Here is a 14,691-nt window from a genome sequence, read left to right as displayed (position 1 = left end):
GGGCACTTTGACCCTCATGTGAAATGTATATGTACGTAGCTGACAGATTACTTTTTCAAAAAAGCCTGAAATCTGCTTTTAGCTTCATCACTTTTTAGCCTAGCGCTAAATTGTTCTAATTCTTGATGCATTTGGTGTTGTACGCGGTTCTTATGTGGACGCATGAGTTGACGGGTAATTTGCAGTGCTTGTGGTGGTTGATTCGCCAGTTTTTTTGCCTGTGATAGCGCATAACTGAATAAGTCTTCATCAGCCACTATTTCGTTGATCATATTAAGTCTATGGGCTGTCTGGGCGTTAAAACTTTCACCGAGCAACAACAGCTCTGCCGCTTTTTGATAACCAACAAGTTCAGGTAGCAGTAAACTTGCCCCGGCTTCTGGCACGAGAGCCAAGTTGACAAACGGTAGCTGAAACTTGGCTGTACTATCTGCGTACACTAAATCGCAATGCAGTAGCAAGGTTGTGCCTATACCGACAGCAGCGCCAGAAACGGCAGCGACTAGTGGTTTTTTGAGTTCCAGTAGACAAAATAGAAAACGTACTGCGGGATGGTTTGGTCCTAAGTCACTATTTTTCAAAAAGTCTGCAATATCATTGCCTGACGTAAAGCAATTATTTTTACCATATAACATAAAGGCACGAATGTCGTTGTCTGCTTCACCTTCGATCAGGTATTCTGTCAGTTGTTTATACATATTAAGATCAAATGCATTGCGTTTATCAGGGCGATTAAAGCTGATAATACGTACGCCCTGATCATCCTGGACCTGTATATGACTCATGGGTTGTTTCCTTTACGACGACATTGGGTAAACATGGAGTTTAAGACATTGAAACCAATATTCAAACAGCTGTTTAATTGTCTAATTTTATCTTGTGCATCATTCTCAGCATTGGCGAGTGTAGTGCTGACGGAAGGTCACGTACGTGCCATGCCAGATACTGTGCCAAATACAGCTGCATACTTTACGCTTGAAAACCACACAGATAAAGCGGTTCGTCTTATTGCTGTGAGTTCCAATGTGGCTAAAGATGCTCAATTACACACGATAATTGAAGATCAAGGCATGGTAAAAATGCGCCATGTTGAAGGCTTTGATATTCCATCTCATGGTGCATTAACGTTAACGCCGTCTGGAGATCATGTCATGTTGCTTGGCTTAAAAGCGCCATTGGTGTTGGAGCAACAAGTTGAACTACAATTAGAGTTCGACGATGGCGAAAAAATGGTGATTACCTTGCCTGTAAATAAACAAGCAGATATCGCCGCAGAGCAAGAGCATCATCACCATCATTAAGGAGTAGCTTGATGCAAATTACATGGAAAAAAGTTGCCGCTGTCGGTTTATTTTTAGTGCTTATTGGCTATGGCGTGAGTGTATGGTGGAGTATCGAACCCGATCCTATCAATCCTCAACAGTTGACGGCTAGTGATAAAAATGTGGTCGGATACGCAACAACAACCTCACTCATTCTCACCATCGAAAACCTGCTTGATAAACAAGGCGGTTGGCTATCAAACGATGTGATGCCACCCTCTGTTTTTATGGACAATATGCCTGCTTTTGAGTATGGCGCATTAGAGCAAGCCCGTGATTTAGCTCTAATTATGCGTAAAGAGTTTAGTCGTTCGCAGTCACAATCTGCTGCCGATAAAGATTTAGGTGAAGCCCAATCTAAACTCAATATCGATCATACCAGCTGGCTAGTCCCGAGTGCTGAAAGCGAATATCGTCATGCGGTAAAATTGTTGAAGCTGTATCGCGTGCGTATGATGGACCCCAATAACCAAGATGCGCAGTTTTATGCCCGCGCTGACAACCTTAATGAATGGTTGAAAGAGGTGCAAAAGCGTCTGGGTAGTATGTCGCAGCGTTTATCTGCCAGTGTGGGTCAAGAGCGTTTAAACACTGACTTGGCTGGTGATAATGCCGCCCGTCAATCTACGCCGAATTTAGTCAGTCATCAAATCAAAACCAGTTGGTGGAAGATTGATGATGTTTTTTATGAAAGCCGTGGTGCTTCATGGGCGTTACTCAACTTTATGCGTGCTGTGGAAGTCGATTTTGCAGACGTATTGAAGAAGAAAAATGCTGAAGTAAGCCTAAGACAGATCATTCGTGAGCTAGAGGCAACTCAGCAAACGGTTTGGAGCCCCATAGTTCTCAACGGCAACGGTTTTGGCCTAGTCGCTAATCATTCATTGGTTATGGCTAACTATGTATCCCGTGCGAATGCCGCGGTGATTGATTTAACGAACTTACTATCTCAAGGTTAATTATGAAAAAGACTCTTCTCGTTAGTGCGATACTCGGATGTTGTATTGCAACGTCAGCTCAAGCGGCGACCGTACTTGGTTTTAAAGTGGGTGGTGATTATTGGTATGCAGATACTAATGGTACCTTTGCTAATAAAGGCCAACCACAACAAGACTTTGCTTATAGCTCATCTGCACAGGGGAGTTATTGGGTTGCGCTTGAGCATCCGTTACCGTTTATCCCTAATATCAAAATCCGTGAAAATAGCCTAGATCAAAAAGGTGATACTTCTAGTTCGAGTGTGAAGGCTTTTACCGATCTGAGTAACACGGATTTCGTGTTGTATTACGAAATATTGGACAACGACATAGTGTCAGTAGACCTAGGTGCTGCTTACAAATTAATGCACGGTTCATTTCGAACCCAAGAGCTTGCTTTGCGTCCAGAAGAGAAAGATATCGATGATGGTATCATCATGGGTTACGCCAGCGGTGAAGTGGGTATTCCTGGTATAGGCTTATTTGGTTTTGCAGATTTGATGGTTGGCGCTAGCGAGTCAAGTGTCTATGACTATGCAGTTGGTCTTGGCTGGGAATTTGACGGCGTGACCGTCGATACACGCGTTCGTGTGGGTTATCGTGAGTTTCTATTTGATGTGAGCAATTTCTCGGGTGTGAGTGCAGATACTACATTCAAGGGATACTTTGCTGGTGTAGAAATCGACTTCTAATCCTTTACGTTAGGGTTTAGACATAAAAAAACCGCTAATTGGCGGTTTTTTTATGTCTCAAAAATAAGTCTCAAAGCAAGTTTTAATATCGAGAGCGATATTACTCGGCTTTTAAACCATTGTTGATAGCAATAACATCATCTTCATTCAATGTGCCAGCAGCTTGCTTTAGTGCCACAATCGAGTTGATATAGCTGTAGCGTGCATCTGATAATTGACGCTTTGAATCGTACAAGTCGCGGGTACGGTTTAATACGTCAACGATAGTACGAGTACCCACTTCAAAACCGGCTTGAGTGGCTTTTAACGCACTTTCTGATGACAATACTGATTGCTCATAAGCCTTGATTGAGCTTATCGATGCGCCGACGTTGTTGTAGTTATTGCGAACATCTTTCACTACACCACGGTAGACTTGTTCAAGTTTTTCACTCGCTTCTACATATTGAAATTGCGCCTGCTTAACTTGTGAACTGACTTTAAAACCTTCAAAAATCGGAATGCTTAAGTTAACACCCACGTTAACATTATCGAAATCAGGATCGTTGATATTACCAGTTTTCTGTTCAAGCCCTTTGTTGTAACCCGCATTTAAGCTTAAAGATGGCATGTGGCCCGCTTGATATAGCTTAATGGTTTCTTGGGCAATATCTTTACCAATACGCTGAGTCATGAGATCTATGCTATTGGTTTCAGCGATTTTTAACCACTCACTCGATGATGCAGGCGCAGGTGTGACAGCCGAGAAACGATTAGTATCTAATACATTAATGGTCTTATGATCGATACCGGTGATTTCACGTAAGGCTTCATAGCTATTAGCCAGTCTGTTTTCAGCTAAAATTTCTGTCGCTGAGGCTAAGTCATATTGTGCTTGAGCTTCATGGACATCGGTAATGGCTGTTAAACCTACCGCGAAACGCTGTTTAGTTTGCTCTAATTGGCGTTCGATGGCGCGCTTTTCAGCACCTTGAAATTCATAATTATCTTTAGCCGTTAACACATCGAAATAGGCTTTAGTAATGCGCGTAATCAAGTTTTGTAGTGCTGATGCGTAAGCTGAATCGGCTTGAGATGCGGCTTTTTCAGCTAGGCTTAAACCTACCCAAGCACTGTGATCATAGATGACTTGATTTAATGTAAGACTACCGACTAGACCGCTTGTATCAACTTTTGGATCATTCCATGCTTTGTCATAACCGACGTTAGCACTAATGGTTGGCAACAAAGGTGCGCGATTTTGCTCGATTTCTTCAAACAAACCATTACGCTGGGCCTGAGCTTGTAATACCAGTGGATCGCTTGTCAGTGCTTGTTGATAAATCTGCAGTAAATCGTCAGCTTGTACCACTGAAGCAGAGGCCGCAAGCGTTAATGCTGCGCATAAAGTATGGATCTTAAATTTCATTTGCTGTCCTTATTAGACAAAATCCCCCCAAGGGAGAACATTTTAACTTTGTTTAGACTAGTAATGCCTTTATCAAGGCGGTTTGCGCTTCCCGACGCTTCCCGATACAGCTAAAACTTAATGACCTAGATTCTAAGAACTCTAACGCTTTCAAGTCAAATTCGAAGTGTAACAGATTTTATTTTAAAAATGTGTCAAATTGCCTTGATTATAGGCGCAAATTTAATTTTTGAGGATAGAGCATGAAACCCGCTTTTTTTTCGCAAAAAGATATTGAGATCATAGGGAAAAAATCCTTGTATCAAGGTTTTTTTTCACTGGATGAGTACACCTTTAAACATAAATTATTTGCCGGTGGTTGGAGTCAGCCGGTAACCCGTGAAGTATTTGAACGGGGTCATGCTGTTGTGGTGCTGCCCTATGATATTAAACAAGATAAGATAGTGCTTATCGAACAAGTACGCTTTCCTGCATTAGCAACCACTAAATCTCCTTGGCTTATGGAGCTCGTCGCGGGTATGATTGCACCCGAAGAAACGGCCGTGGATGTTGCCCACCGCGAGTTATTCGAAGAAACCGGTCTTGTCGCTAACAGTATGCATTTTATTAATAGTTATTTGGCGAGTCCTGGTGGTAGCACAGAACGTTTCTATTTCTATTGGGCTGATATCGACTCGAGTAATGCCCGTGGATTGCATGGATTAGCTGAGGAGCATGAAGATATTCGATTGCATGTCATGAGCCGTGAGCAAGCCTATAATAGTATGCTTAACGGTGAGATAGACAATGCCTCTACCGTGATTGGATTGCAATGGTTACAATTAAACTATCAACAACTGCGTTAAGTTGGGAATAATTTGACAGCTTCGAATCTACAGTTAAAACAACGCTATAAACCCAACGTTAGCCACTTTTTAGCGCTGTGCGGGCGTAACTATAGTCATATGTTGAAATGGTTACCGTTAGAGATTGCTGTCGGTGAATCATGGCGCCTCGAAGGCGAGTTTGGTATATTAGTAATGCGTATTTTAGAAAATACCAAATATACTCAATTAGTTGAGATATCACGCCCACTGGCTATTAAAGACTTTATCAATACTCCCAAGGTGTTAGTGAGAATTTATCATGATGCTAAATTAGCAGAAGTGTTAACTAGTCAGCAGATTTATCAATTACGCCCAGTGTATGATTACCCAAATGTCCGTATGTATCAAAGTGATGAAAAGTACCAGGTAAATGCATTCCTGGAAGAGTTATTAAAGATTGGTTACCAATATAGCGTAGTGTGCCAACCTTAGAATTGGGTATTCAATGTGCTGAAAGAGGCTGTCTCTTACTCCATAACTGAAGGAGAAAGTTTACGTATAGTGCAGATCACTGATCCGCACCTTTTTGCCGATCCTGAAGCTCAGCTTTTAGGGGTCAATACCGGAAAGAGTTTGGCTGCTGTGCTAAATACCATTAGAGCTGTGGATTATCCGGCTCACTTGATGCTTGCTACTGGCGACTTGAGCCAAGACTATTCAGCTGAATCGTACCAACAATTTGTAAAAGCCGTTAAGCCTGTTGGTTTACCTTGTCATTATTTGCCTGGAAATCATGATGATCCGCGGATCATGTATTTGCATATGCAAGGTGAACAGATTTTTGGGCAGCAGCGAATTCTGGCGGGCAATTGGCAAATACTCATGTTAGATTCGACTGTGCGCGGAAAACCCGGTGGCAATATGGCCGATTGTCAGTTTGAGTTAATTGATAAGGCTATTGCGGCGCATCCTCATTTGCACACCTTGTTGGTGATGCATCATAATCCCATCGTAGTTAATTGTACTTGGCTGGATCAGCACTGTATGGACAATGGCGCCGAATTTTTAGCGCGAGTGGCCCAGTATCCGCAGGTTAAAGGATTACTCTGGGGGCACGTTCATCAATCTATCGATACCCATCACAAGGGGCCTCATGGCAACCTACAGTTGATGGCGACACCTTCCACTTGTATTCAATTTAAACCGCTATCACCTTATTTTGCTTTAGATAGTATCCAGCCGGGTTATCGTTTGCTGGAGCTGAAGGCCGATGGTAGCATCAGCACTAAAGTGTATCGCGTACCGGGTAACCTTTTTTCCCCCGACAACAACTCTAGCGGGTATTAACCATAATAGCCGCAGCCTGAGGATATTTGGGTATATATGCTGCTTTATATTCATGGATTCAATAGTTCACCATTTTCAGACAAAGCAGTGATAACCGCTAAGTATATGGCGCAACATCATCCTTTAATCGCCTTTCATCAACCCCAATTACCCAATACACCCAAGGCTGCCATGGCTCTGTTAACCACTTATGTTGAGGCGGCTATCGATGCCAAAGAGCCATTAGCTTACATAGGCTCATCGTTAGGCGGATATTTTGCTAGCTATTTAGCCGAAACCTATGGTGGCAAAGCGGTGTTAGTTAATCCAGCGGTAAAACCCTTTGAATTATTTGATGAATTTATGGGGCCACAATTTAATCCTTATACAAAACAGCATTATGTCGTCCTACCTGAGCATAAAGCGGAAGTTGCTGAATTTAATACCGCTATTATCCGCAATCCGGACCGTTTTTTGGTATTATTGCAAACAGGTGATGAAGTGCTCGATTATCGTGAAGCACTAAATAAATATCATCACTGTCAATTACGAATTGAAGCAGGAGGCGACCATAGTTTTATGGGTTATGCATCGCACTTGCAAACTGTAAGCCAATTTTTACAGTTACCTTGACAAACCGACATCCACAGCCGCAACATGGCCGGATATTACAACCTATAGCGTGCCCTATGACGAATCAATACACCTCTGACGCCATTGAAGTTCTCAACGGACTCGATCCTGTTAAACGCCGTCCAGGTATGTATACCGACACCTCCAGACCCAACCATTTAGGCCAAGAGGTTATCGATAACAGTGTTGATGAAGCATTGGCGGGCCACGCAACCAAAATTGAAGTCATTCTACATACAGATAACTCCCTTGAAGTGACCGATGACGGCCGTGGTATGCCGGTGGATATTCACCCTGAAGAAGGTATTCCAGGGGTTGAGTTGATCCTCACCAAACTGCATGCAGGTGGTAAGTTTTCGAATAAAAACTACCAATTCTCGGGTGGTTTGCACGGCGTGGGTATTTCAGTCGTCAATGCATTATCGCGCCGTGTTGAAGTGACAGTACGCCGTGATGGACAAGTATATGATATTGCTTTTGAAAATGGTTTTAAGGTTGAGGAGTTACGTCCAACTGGTACCTGTGGTCGCCGTAATTCGGGTACCCGAGTGCATTTTTGGCCCGATCCGAGTTATTTTGATTCGGCGAATTTTTCTAATTCTAAACTGATTTATCTACTGCGCGCTAAAGCCGTATTGTGCCCCGGTTTACGGATTAAATTTACCAATAAACAAACCAATGAAGTCCATGAGTGGTTTTATGAAAGTGGTCTGACAGATTATTTAAAAGCCGCTATCGGCGATAATTTGATGTTGCCTGAAGAACCCTTTGTTGGCAGCTTTAAGGCACAGTTGGAAGCCGCCGATTGGGCGATTACTTGGTTACCAGAGGGCGGCGAGTCAATCGGTGAGAGTTATGTTAACTTAATCCCCACGCCACTAGGTGGTACCCATGTAAACGGTTTTCGCCAAGGTTTATTAGAGTCTATGCGGGAATTTTGTGAGTTCAGAAACTTAATTCCCCGTGGCATCAAGCTCTCTCCTGAAGATATCTGGGATCGGGCAGCATTTATTTTGTCGGTGAAGATACAAGAACCACAATTTGCTGGCCAGACGAAAGAAAAACTTTCTAGCCGTCAATGCGCCGCTTTTGTTTCTGGCGTGGTGCGCGATGCTTTTTCACTGTGGCTTAACTCGAATACCGAGTTAGCGGAATCGTTAGCCGACATGTGCATTAATAATGCGCAGCGTCGGTTAAAGGCTGCCAAAAAAGTCGCCCGTAAAAAAGTCACCTCAGGCCCTGCACTACCGGGTAAGTTGACCGATTGTAGCGGCCAAGATCCGATGCGAGGAGAGTTATTTCTCGTCGAAGGGGACTCTGCGGGTGGCAGTGCTAAACAGGCTCGCGATCGCGAGTTTCAAGCCATCATGCCGCTGCGAGGTAAAATCCTAAATACTTGGGAGGTCGATGCCTCACAGGTATTAGCTTCGCAGGAAGTTCACGATATTTCGGTTGCGATTGGCTGCGATCCTGATAGCAGTGATATCTCGGAGTTACGTTATGGCAAAATTTGTATTCTTGCCGATGCCGACTCAGATGGGTTGCATATTGCGACCTTATTATGTGCGCTATTTTTGAAGCATTACCGGATCTTAGTTGAACAGGGCCATGTGTACATTGCCATGCCGCCGTTGTTTCGTATCGATATCGGTAAAGAGGTTTATTATGCTTTGGATGAAGCAGAAAGAGCCGCAATTATAGACCGTATTGCTGCTGAGAATAAAAAGGGTAAAGTACAAGTCACGCGTTTTAAGGGCTTGGGCGAGATGAATCCTTTACAATTACGTGAGACAACGATGGACCCGAACACCCGTCGTTTAGTACAGTTAACCATAGATGACAGCGAAGAGACCGATGCTCTGATGGATATGCTACTGGCGAAGAAGCGTTCACCAGACCGTAAGAACTGGCTTGAAGATAAGGGTGACATGGCTTTACTTTAATGTTGTGCACTATTGCCGATAACAATAAAACATAGGCATAAAATGACAATGTTGTATAAAAAAACTAATAATTATAGATGCTTAATCTTGCTCTCTAGCTGTTTGCTGGTATTGATAAGCAGTTCGTTATTGACGAGTAATAGCGCCTTAGCGGCTTCTCAGTCGATAATGATAACCGTCTCTAAAGGCTTTGGTTTATCACTTTATGCCTCGGATGTGGGCGATGCTAGGCAGATGGCAATGGGCACCAATGGTACGTTATTTGTTGGCTCCCATAAAAGCGGCACAATCCACGCTTTAGTTGATACCAATCAAGACGGCAATGTTGATAAACGCTATGTGATTGTTAAAGGGATGACGTCACCAGATGCTATCGCATTTCACAATGGTGACTTATTTGTTGCTACTGAAAACCAAATTGTACGCTTTGTTGATATCGAACAAAGGTTGCGTCGTCCAAGTCGACCAAAAGAAGTTTATAGCGATTTACCTTACTCAGAAAAGAAGAGCTCTCGGGCGATTAACTTTGGTCCAGATGGCCGTTTATATGTATCGATTGGTGCGCCTTGTAACGTATGTGAAGCCCCAGTGCCTTATAGCAGTATTATAGCGATTAATGTCGATACTGGTGCCAGTGAGCAAATTGTTGCTGGTGTACGCGATGCCAATGGATTTGATTGGTCGCCCATCGATGGCAAATTATGGTTTGCTGACCAAGGTCGTGATTGGATGGGCGATATTTTACCCCCCGACGAAATCAATCGTGTGGATGTCATCGGTAGTCATTACGGTTTTCCTTATTTACACGCTAGTACGGTTGTTGAGCCTGCCTATCAAAGACCTAAAAACTTAAAAATTACTGTCCCTGTATTTGAGTTGCCTGCACATGTGGCGCCAACAGGATTAGCTTTTTATCGCGGCAGTCAATTTCCGTCTATGTATCATAACCAGTTGTTTATTGCCGAAAATGGCTCTTGGAATCGCTCGAGTAAAGTGGGCTACCAAGTGGTTATGCTAAAGATTGAAGATCAAAAAGTGGTGAGCCGTGAAACGGTTGTCAGTTTCCTCGATGGTGAATTCCCCGTCGCTCGTCCCTTTGCATTGTTATCCGCCGATGATGGCGTGATGTACATTTCAGATGATTTAAAAGGTAACGTTTATCGTTTGTTCTTCAAAAATGAAACGAATAGCGATAGTACTGAAGCACCACAGGAACTAGAAAAAGATGAGTGACGCAATCAAGTTAAGTCTCGATGGGGTGGAGCAAATGCCATTACGGCGCTTCACCGAAGAGGCTTATCTGAATTATTCCATGTATGTCATTATGGATCGCGCTTTGCCACATATTGGCGATGGGCTTAAACCTGTACAGCGCCGAATTATCTATGCAATGAGTGAGTTAGGTTTATCTGCTCAATCGAAACATAAAAAATCGGCACGTACCGTTGGTGACGTATTAGGTAAGTATCATCCCCACGGCGATAGCGCCTGTTATGAGGCGATGGTATTGATGGCGCAGCCATTTTCTTATCGTTATCCATTGGTTGATGGTCAAGGTAATTGGGGTGCACCTGACGATCCAAAGTCATTTGCGGCCATGCGTTATACCGAGGCGCGTCTATCTAAGTTTTCTGAAGTGTTACTCAGTGAGCTGGGTCAAGGCACGGTTGAATGGGGCGAAAACTTTGACGGTACGTTAAAAGAACCTAAAGTGTTGCCAGCTCGTTTACCGCATATATTACTCAATGGGATCACGGGTATTGCCGTGGGTATGGCGACAGATATTCCGCCGCATAACGTCAGAGAAGTGGTCTCGGCCTGTGTTGCCTTGCTGGATGATCCAAAGTTAGAGCTCGAGCAATTAATGGCCTTTGTACCGGGCCCTGATTATCCAACTGAAGCGGAGATCATTACCCCCTCGGCCGATATTGCAAAAATTTATGAATCTGGGCGCGGGTCCTTACGCGCGCGCGCAGTTTACACCGTTGATGGCGGTGAAATTATTATTACTGCATTGCCGCATCAGGCCAGTAGCGGCAAAATTTTAGAACAAATTGCTAACCAAATGCTGGCAAAAAAGTTGCCTATGGTGGCGGATTTACGCGATGAGTCTGACCATGAGAGTCCGGTGCGTCTGGTGGTTGTGCCCCGTTCAAACCGTGTCGATTGTGATCAGCTTATGGCACATCTATTTGCGACCACGGATTTAGAAAAGAGTTTTAGAGTTAACTTAAACGTACTGGGTCTAGATAGTCGACCACGGGTTAAAGGGCTAAAAACCTTATTAACTGAATGGTTAGAATTCCGAGTCGATACGGTTAAACGCCGTTTAGAATATCGCTTAGACAAGGTCGTCTCGCGGCTACATATTCTCGAAGCATTAATGATCGCGTTTCTCAATATTGATGAAGTGATTGAGATTATTCGTTTTAATGATGAACCTAAAGTCGAGTTAATGGCACGTTTTTCACTGAGTGATAAACAAGCAGAATCGATTCTTGAGTTAAAGTTACGTCACTTAGCCAAGCTAGAAGAATTTAAGATCACCGCCGAGCAAAATGAACTTGAAGCCGAGCGTGAAAAACTCGAGCAGTTATTGAGCTCTGAGCGTCGCCTAAAGACTTTAATCAAAAAAGAATTAATCCAAGATGCACAAACCTATGGTGACGATCGTCGCTCACCCATAGTATTGCGTAATGAGTCACGCGCCTTAACTGAGCAAGAGTTAACCCCAACAGAGGCCGTAACAGTCGTCTTATCTGAAAAAGGCTGGGTACGCTGCGCTAAAGGCCATGATATTGATCCGTTATCTCTGTCCTATAAGTCTGGTGACCAATATCTGTGCAGCGCAATGGGGCGTAGCAATCAAGCGGCGGTATTTATTGATTCGTCTGGACGGGCATTTGCAACCGATAGCCATACGTTGCCCTCGGCACGTAGCCAAGGCGAGCCAATTACCACTCGTTTTAATATGGCGCCTGGTGAAACCATGCAACATGTGTTGATGGGGGAAGAGGACCAATGCTACTTGTTAGCGACTGATGCTGGTTATGGTTTTATTTGTTCATACAACGATATGGTGTCGCGCAATAAAGCGGGTAAGGCTTTGCTCAGTTTATCCACAAACGCTAAATCATTAACACCTAAGTTGATTGATCGTACTAAAGAAATGTCACTTTTAGCCATTACGAACGAAGGTCGGATGTTGCTGTTCTCCCTTGATGCTCTGCCACAGTTATCTAAAGGTAAAGGCAATAAGATTATCGGCATCCCGACAGAAAGAGCGAAGAGTCGCGACGAGTTAATGACGCACTTGCAGCTCGTGCCAAGCGATACTCCGGTCACTCTGTGGGCGGGTAAGCGCAAGCTCACACTTAAGCCGAGCGATTTAGAGCACTATCGTGGCGAGCGTGGTCGCCGTGGGGCCAAGTTACCGCGAGGCTTACAACGTGTCGATAGCGTTGAACTCGGTGACGGCGGCGAGCCATTAGCGAGCATTTAATGCTTTGATGGATTAAAAGTGCTCAAGAGTGCGATGCACTCACCTGCAATATATCAACTCGTAATAGATTCGCTAAAGCCACCTGAGTCTTACTTCGGTGGCTTTTTTGTTTTCATTATCGAATGTCAATCGCTAGTCAGATTAGAGATATAAAAAAACCTACTGTATGACTACAGTAGGTTTTTAATTATCTCTTTAATTAGAGATTAGAAATCGTAACGTACGCCTACAGAAACGACATCATCTTCAGTCAAATCTTGCTTAATACCCGCTTGTGTGAAGTCGCCTTCATAATGTGCGTAGTGTGCAAATAATAGCGTTGATTTAACTAAGCGGTAATCAGCACCAATGGTAATTTGATCAATGTTAACGTCATCTAAATCTGCGGTCTTATAATTGCCAGTAATCATGCCGGCTGATGCGTTTTTAAAGTAGCTACCAAAACCAGCTTCGTCTTTACTGTATTCCGCTTTCAGGTTTACGCCGTTTTGGAGTTTGTAAATTACGTTAACAAGGTATGTGTTACCGTCACGGCTGTCATTTTCAATACTTTCAGCGTTTTGGAATAAGCCGCCTACAGTAAAGTCACCCAACTTAACTTGAGCAACACCACGGTAAGCATCTACACCATCAATCGCTTTGTTATAAGCTGCGGCTAGATAATAGTTTTGCTCTTTAAAAGCTTTATCGCCTAAGGTTGCACTAGCAGCATACATGCTTTCAGTTGTACCGTAGTTATCATCAAACAGGTAAGTCGCATTCAGTGTTACTAAATCAGCAATTTTAGGTGAGTAGTACCATACACCATCACCGCTACGACCTGGGCCTGCTTGAGCGCTCACTAAACGGTCCATATCGGCGTTTGTGTTACCAAATGCGTCGATGTTACCTTCGGCTTGTTTGAATACTGTGTCATTACGACCCGCTAATACAGTACCAGCAACGGTTTTAAAACCTAAGAAAGTATTACGAGCGTTAAAGGTATTGCCTGAGTTAGTCGTGTTATCGACACCAAACTCCATTTGGTAAATAATATCTACGCCGTCAGCAACTTTTTCAGAGCCCTTTACGCCTAACCATGAGAAGTTATTTTCAAGGTAAGTGCCGCTTTCGCCAATCGTTGCGCCCTTGGTGCTGCCTTGTAGGGTAGTGCTTGAATCAGTATTCGTTACTGCTAGGTCTAAACGACCATAGAAGCTTGGGCCTTCGGCTAGCGCACCGAATGAAGCCAATGCCAGTACAGATGCAACTGATGCAGAGATGAATGTCTTTTTCATGTTTTGTGCTCCCTCGAACCTAAGTTCTTATCCATTTTTAATGGTTTTTGTGTGGTTTAACACATTTGCTACTTAATATTGGTAACAAAAGTTGTGGCCGAGTTTTACAGTTTTACGATTCTTTAGCTGTGGTACAGATCATGTTTTTGGCTATCCTTGACTCTAATTGGGCTATTTCTAGGACATTTTTGCATATCTTGACGACAAATTTATCTAAAGGAGGTAAAACCGCTTTATTTACATAATACTTAAGTGGTAGGTGTGACTAAATAGTATTAAGCGGTACATCGGCGGAAATAACTGTAGCATATACTAATACTCTAGCAAATCAGTGATATCTGCGTTGGATTTATGGTTTGGAAGATAGTTTGAACTGCTAAAGCGGCTGAGTACACGTTTTTATCAAAAAAACCTTGTACTTTTATGCTTGATATCCCTTTTAAATCAATATCTAACAAGGTGAATCATTGTTCCTATAAAGCCGCTGCTTTATATAGTTTTGTATCGTACTTTATACAAACGCATCTCGCGACCATAGACCATAGTCTTAGTATTTTCATATGGGGGCATAGCCAATAATGCTGTGGATTTTAAGTGTTTCGCTATTTATGGCGGTGTTAGGCACTCGTGGTGACCTTGTTACTGTGGTGAGTAATCAATGCTTATTGTGATGGATAAGGCTAGGGTCTGTTGATCTTTCGAGAGTGATTTTTAGACAGCATGGCAAGACGTTATAATTTGCTTCGCCAAAAGTAACCATAACCTCAAGCCATGCCAAGACTTATGCTAACCGATGAACGCTGGG

General features: G+C 43.3%; 13 protein-coding genes. 10 read left to right on the top strand and 3 right to left on the bottom strand.

The genetic code is table 11. The features are described 5' to 3' along the window. Nucleotides 1-47: 47 nt before the first annotated feature. Nucleotides 48-785, bottom strand: coding sequence for an enoyl-CoA hydratase (locus ACRN9H_RS16430; RefSeq protein WP_432315169.1), 738 nt, complete (start codon nucleotides 783-785; stop codon nucleotides 48-50). A gap of 33 nt (nucleotides 786-818) precedes the next feature. Between ACRN9H_RS16430 and ACRN9H_RS16425 the strand changes: the two genes are divergently transcribed. From ACRN9H_RS16425 to ACRN9H_RS16415, 3 genes are read left to right on the top strand one after another with little or no spacing between them, the layout of a single operon-like run. Then, complete coding sequence (locus ACRN9H_RS16425; protein WP_432315167.1) at nucleotides 819-1,301, top strand: copper chaperone PCu(A)C; 483 nt, start codon at nucleotides 819-821, stop codon at nucleotides 1,299-1,301. A gap of 11 nt (nucleotides 1,302-1,312) precedes the next feature. Continuing rightward, nucleotides 1,313-2,281, top strand: coding sequence for a DUF2333 family protein (locus ACRN9H_RS16420; protein ID WP_432315165.1), 969 nt, complete (start codon nucleotides 1,313-1,315; stop codon nucleotides 2,279-2,281). 2 nt (nucleotides 2,282-2,283) lie between these two features. Further along, entirely contained in the window at nucleotides 2,284-2,991 is a 708-nt protein-coding gene (locus tag ACRN9H_RS16415) for a TIGR04219 family outer membrane beta-barrel protein (RefSeq protein WP_432315163.1), read from the top strand. A 100-nt stretch (nucleotides 2,992-3,091) separates the two neighbouring features. Here ACRN9H_RS16415 and tolC read toward each other — a convergent pair whose 3' ends face one another. After that, nucleotides 3,092-4,399, bottom strand: a complete 1,308-nt coding sequence (tolC, locus tag ACRN9H_RS16410; protein ID WP_220773800.1) for an outer membrane channel protein TolC — start codon at nucleotides 4,397-4,399, stop codon at nucleotides 3,092-3,094. Between the two features lie 242 nt (nucleotides 4,400-4,641). Here tolC and nudF point away from each other — a divergent pair, with 242 nt between their 5' ends. From nudF to parC, 7 genes are read left to right on the top strand one after another with little or no spacing between them, the layout of a single operon-like run. After that, a complete protein-coding gene (nudF, locus tag ACRN9H_RS16405; RefSeq protein WP_432315162.1) occupies nucleotides 4,642-5,244 on the top strand; it encodes an ADP-ribose diphosphatase in 603 nt (200 codons plus the stop codon). Between the two features lie 12 nt (nucleotides 5,245-5,256). Next, entirely contained in the window at nucleotides 5,257-5,697 is a 441-nt protein-coding gene (locus ACRN9H_RS16400; RefSeq protein ID WP_432315160.1) for a DUF1249 domain-containing protein, read from the top strand. Nucleotides 5,698-5,712: 15 nt separating this feature from the next. After that, nucleotides 5,713-6,552 carry a 3',5'-cyclic-AMP phosphodiesterase gene (gene cpdA, locus ACRN9H_RS16395; protein WP_432315158.1) on the top strand — a complete coding sequence of 280 codons (840 nt, stop codon included), beginning with the start codon at nucleotides 5,713-5,715 and terminating at the stop codon, nucleotides 6,550-6,552. Nucleotides 6,553-6,588: 36 nt separating this feature from the next. Further along, nucleotides 6,589-7,164, top strand: coding sequence for a YqiA/YcfP family alpha/beta fold hydrolase (locus ACRN9H_RS16390; RefSeq protein WP_432315157.1), 576 nt, complete (start codon nucleotides 6,589-6,591; stop codon nucleotides 7,162-7,164). Between the two features lie 56 nt (nucleotides 7,165-7,220). Further along, a complete protein-coding gene (parE, locus tag ACRN9H_RS16385) occupies nucleotides 7,221-9,107 on the top strand; it encodes a DNA topoisomerase IV subunit B (protein ID WP_432315155.1) in 1,887 nt (628 codons plus the stop codon). A gap of 48 nt (nucleotides 9,108-9,155) precedes the next feature. Continuing rightward, a complete protein-coding gene (locus tag ACRN9H_RS16380) occupies nucleotides 9,156-10,340 on the top strand; it encodes a PQQ-dependent sugar dehydrogenase (RefSeq protein ID WP_432315265.1) in 1,185 nt (394 codons plus the stop codon). Continuing rightward, the gene (gene parC / locus ACRN9H_RS16375) at nucleotides 10,333-12,609 is read left to right on the top strand and encodes a DNA topoisomerase IV subunit A (RefSeq protein ID WP_432315153.1); all 2,277 of its coding nucleotides are present in this window, start codon (nucleotides 10,333-10,335) and stop codon (nucleotides 12,607-12,609) included. The genes ACRN9H_RS16380 and parC overlap by 8 nt, the downstream gene beginning before the upstream one ends. A gap of 206 nt (nucleotides 12,610-12,815) precedes the next feature. On the opposite strand, the gene ACRN9H_RS16370 is transcribed toward parC, so the two are convergent. Further along, the gene (locus ACRN9H_RS16370; protein ID WP_432315151.1) at nucleotides 12,816-13,886 is read right to left on the bottom strand and encodes a porin; all 1,071 of its coding nucleotides are present in this window, start codon (nucleotides 13,884-13,886) and stop codon (nucleotides 12,816-12,818) included. Nucleotides 13,887-14,691 lie beyond the last annotated feature (805 nt).

Origin of the sequence: Shewanella sp. MF08487 (assembly GCF_050848685.1) — a bacterium.
Taxonomy (GTDB): domain Bacteria; phylum Pseudomonadota; class Gammaproteobacteria; order Enterobacterales; family Shewanellaceae; genus Shewanella; species Shewanella glacialipiscicola.
The sequence above is the reverse complement of the archived record's forward strand: the minus strand, read 5'-3'. Positions and strand labels throughout refer to the sequence as shown.

Bases quoted from the DNA above. Each gene is read 5' to 3' on its own strand.
- ACRN9H_RS16430 (WP_432315169.1), bottom strand. From the start codon at position 785: ATGAGTCATATACAGGTCCAGGATGATCAGGGCGTACGTATTATCAGC.
- ACRN9H_RS16425 (WP_432315167.1), top strand. From the start codon at position 819: ATGGAGTTTAAGACATTGAAACCAATATTCAAACAGCTGTTTAATTGT.
- ACRN9H_RS16420 (WP_432315165.1), top strand. From the start codon at position 1,313: ATGCAAATTACATGGAAAAAAGTTGCCGCTGTCGGTTTATTTTTAGTG.
- ACRN9H_RS16415 (WP_432315163.1), top strand. From the start codon at position 2,284: ATGAAAAAGACTCTTCTCGTTAGTGCGATACTCGGATGTTGTATTGCA.
- tolC (WP_220773800.1), bottom strand. From the start codon at position 4,399: ATGAAATTTAAGATCCATACTTTATGCGCAGCATTAACGCTTGCGGCC.
- nudF (WP_432315162.1), top strand. From the start codon at position 4,642: ATGAAACCCGCTTTTTTTTCGCAAAAAGATATTGAGATCATAGGGAAA.
- ACRN9H_RS16390 (WP_432315157.1), top strand. From the start codon at position 6,589: ATGCTGCTTTATATTCATGGATTCAATAGTTCACCATTTTCAGACAAA.
- parE (WP_432315155.1), top strand. From the start codon at position 7,221: ATGACGAATCAATACACCTCTGACGCCATTGAAGTTCTCAACGGACTC.
- ACRN9H_RS16380 (WP_432315265.1), top strand. From the start codon at position 9,156: ATGTTGTATAAAAAAACTAATAATTATAGATGCTTAATCTTGCTCTCT.
- parC (WP_432315153.1), top strand. From the start codon at position 10,333: ATGAGTGACGCAATCAAGTTAAGTCTCGATGGGGTGGAGCAAATGCCA.
- ACRN9H_RS16370 (WP_432315151.1), bottom strand. From the start codon at position 13,886: ATGAAAAAGACATTCATCTCTGCATCAGTTGCATCTGTACTGGCATTG.